Here is a 3,543-nt window from a genome sequence, read left to right on the forward strand (position 1 = left end):
CTCGGATGGATCCTGCTCGGGTCCACACAGGTCGCGGCAGACGCGGCGATCGTCGAGCACGCAATCGAGGCCCGTGTCGACCCCGCTGCGGGCACCCTGCAGGTTCGGGATACGCTGACCTTCCCGGATGACAGACCCGAATGGTCGCTTCTGCTGCACGCCGGGATGGCGCCGGAAATCACCTCCGGCAATGCGCGGATCGAGACCGCCGAACGCCTCGAGCATCTGACGGGCTACCGGCTGCGCATCACCGGACCCGGCCCCGTCACATTGTCCTACGACGGATCCATCCGCCATGATCGCGAGCAGATCGCCGAGGGCATGGGCCGTGCCCGCGAGTGGTCCCGCGGTACCATCGCACCCGAGGGCGTCTTTCTCGACGGCAACAGCGGCTGGTATCCGCGCATCCCGGACAGCCTTCAGACCTTCTCACTCGCGGTGACGCTCCCGGACGGCTGGACCGCGGTCTCGCAGGGAGAAGGCCCGGGCGATCCGGCAAGCGGACGCTCCACCTGGCGCGAGACCCATCCGCAGGACGACATCTATCTGAGCGCGGCACCCTTCGAGCGCTATGTCGATCGCGCTCGAGCCGGAGACACCGCATTTGAGGCCCAAGTCTACCTACGCGAGGCCGACGCCGCCCTGGCACAGCGCTATTTGGACGCGACCGAGAGCTACATCAACCTCTATTCCGAGTTGATCGGCGACTATCCGTTCGCCAAGTTCGCGCTGGTCGAGAATTTCTGGGAGACCGGCTACGGCATGCCGTCCTTCACGCTCCTCGGATCGCAAGTCATCCGCCTGCCCTTCATCATCCACACCTCCTACCCTCACGAGATCCTCCATAACTGGTGGGGCAACGGGGTCTATATCGACTACGCGGCGGGCAACTGGGCCGAAGGGCTCACCACCTATCTGGCCGATCACCTGCTGCGCGAGCGCGCCGGCGAGGGTTGGGTCTATCGGCGCGAGATGCTCAAGGGCTATGCCGATTATGTCCGGGACAGCAGCGATTTTCCGCTCGTCGAGTTCCGCGGCCGACACGGCGCGGCCTCTCAGGCGATCGGCTACGGCAAGAGCGCCATGCTCTTCCACATGCTGCGCCGCCAGCTCGGCGACGAGGCGTTCAAGGCCGGCCTTGCGCGTGTCTGGACCGACAACCGTTTCCGTGTCGCCGGGTTCGATGATCTACGCCGCTCGTTCGAGGCCGCGAGCGGGCGCGATCTTGCCGGCTTTTTCGAGACCTGGACGACGCGCGCCGGTGCGCCGAGACTCCGACTCGCCGACGTCACGGCAACCTCTGACGGTGCGGGCTTTACCGTGACCGGCCAAATCAAGCAGACCCAAGACGGCGAGCCCTTCTCCGTGCATGTCCCCGTGCTCGTCCATCAAGAAACGGGCGACCCGGTCAGTCTCGTCGTGGAGCTCGACGGGGGAAGCGCGGACTTCAAGGTCCGCCTCCCGTCCGCGCCGGTGCGGGTGGCGGTCGATCCCTGGCTCGACGTCTTCCGCGAGCTGCTTCCGGGCGAGACGCCCGTCGCACTGAGCAACCTCTTCGGATCCGAGCGTGGGCTCATGATCCTGCCCGCCGAGGCACCCGAGGCGCTCAAAGACGGCTACCGGCGCCTCGCCGAGGCATGGCAGACAGGGCACCCCGGCTGGGAGACCCGTTGGGACGACACCCTGAAGACGCTGCCCGAGGACCGGGCGATCTGGCTGATGGGCTGGGAGAACCGCTGGCTCGATCGCTTCGCGCAACTGGCGCAGGGCGTCGTGCTTGAGTCCGAGCAACGCCGGCTCCGCCTCGGCGGCGAAGACCCGCTCGACGGCACGCAGGTCAGTCCCGTGCTCACGGCGCGGCAGGACCGACAGCCGCTCGGCTGGCTCGCCGCGAGCGACCCGGCCGCACTCCCCGGCCTTGCGCGCAAGCTGCCCCACTACGGGAAGTACAGCTATCTCGTCTTCAGCGGCCGTGCGCCCGACAACCAGGCGAAGGGCCAATGGCCGTCGGGCGATTCCGAGCTGGTTGCCTGGCTCGGCCCGAGACGCGCACTTGCGCCGGTCGCCGAGCCGGCCGCCTTGGTACCCTGACGACACACCGGGCGGCGTGGCGAACGAGCAGCTGCGGCCCGGATCTCACGTCCATGCGTCGGCAGGCGCATCTGGATCACGCAACCTGGATCACGCAACAAGACAACCCGGAGCCCTCTCCGCGCGCCGCTCGCGCACGGTCATCGGGCATCGTTCATCTCAAGAAAACCCCGTCCTCGCCGATCTTGCCCGGTCCGTCCAGGACATAGATACCGGCTGAATTCGCCTTGACGTGAAACAGCAGACGACCGTGGCACTCTTGCTCCTGGCCGGTCACCGCGTCGCGATAGATCCCAGCTCGGACCCCGTCGATCCCGATCTCCTGATCCGAGCCGATGGCGAGACCGACCACCACGTAAGTCCCGCTCTGCGGATGGTCGCGCACGAAACGCATCCCGCTTCCCCATTCGGCGAGATGGCTCAGCCCGGCCTTTTGGAGTGCAGGAATCGCACGGCGGATCAGGTTTAGGCGCTGGATGTGGCGATAGAGCGGGTTGCTCTGCGTCTCGTCGATACGCGTGTCGCTCAGGTGATCCCCGAAATAGGCACGCCCGGTTTGATGCAGGGTGTCGCGCTCGCCCTCGACATCCTGCGGCGCGCCCTTCATGAACTCGATCTCCTCGCCGAAATACAGACAGGGGATCCCGCGTACGGTCCAGATCAGGTTATAGGCGGCGGCGGCCATCCACTGCTCGCCCTTAAAGCGGTACTTGAAGTCATTGTCAGGGCCGACGTCGTGGTTCTGCAGGAAGGTGACCAACTGGGTCACGTCGCCGTAGATCCAGTCCATGCCGAGGATTTGGGCGGTGCCGGCATAGGTGCCCTTGCTCACGGTGTCGCGGAAGGTCGAGAAGAGGCCGAAATCCAGCTGCGGGAAACCCGAGTCGCCGCCGGATTCCGGATCTTGCGGGTCATGGCCGATACGCGTGTACCACCAAGGTCGGATCTGCGAGGGACCGTTGTCGCCGCCGCCGAGGTCACCCCAGCCGTAGCCCTTCACCAGATTCTCGCCGAACACGAAGAGACCGGGTTTGTGGGCTTTCCAGGCGTTGATGTATTCGAGCAGGTTGTCGCGCTCGACATGCTTGACGGTGTCGATGCGCAGCGCATCCACGCCCATGTCCAGATACCGATTGACGGACCCGATCAGATAGTCCTTCACGTTTTGGCGCTCGGTGGCAAGGTCGATACAGTCGCCGGCTAGGTGCTTGTGCTGGAGCGAATGGGGGCTCTCCCAATCGCCGCCGCAGATGAAGCCCTCCTGGTGATACCAGTCGGGATCCAAATCATTGGGGTCGACGCCGAAGAAACGCCCCGGGTTGTAGCCGGGCTTGGGCACCGTCTCGCCGGTCTTGGGATCGACCAGCGGCTCGGTGCCGTCCGGATCGCTGCCGTGGCGCTCCCGGTACCATCGGGGCGCAACCGGGTTGTCGATGTCGTCGCGATTCGGCC

At 65.8% G+C, this 3,543-nt stretch carries 2 protein-coding genes; one reads left to right on the forward strand and one right to left on the reverse strand.

All coding sequences use genetic code 11. The features are described from left to right. Nucleotides 1–9 precede the first annotated feature (9 nt). Nucleotides 10–2,091, forward strand: a complete 2,082-nt coding sequence (locus VLR48_RS14655; RefSeq protein WP_325292506.1) for a M1 family metallopeptidase — start codon at nucleotides 10–12, stop codon at nucleotides 2,089–2,091. Nucleotides 2,092–2,245: 154 nt separating this feature from the next. On the opposite strand, the gene VLR48_RS14660 is transcribed toward VLR48_RS14655, so the two are convergent. Beyond that, nucleotides 2,246–3,543 (reverse strand): alpha-amylase family glycosyl hydrolase (locus VLR48_RS14660; RefSeq protein WP_325292505.1); only part of this gene is annotated, 1,298 nt, incomplete at its 5' end.

Source organism: Thiocapsa sp. (assembly GCF_035467215.1).
Classification (GTDB): Bacteria; Pseudomonadota; Gammaproteobacteria; order Chromatiales; family Chromatiaceae; genus Thiocapsa.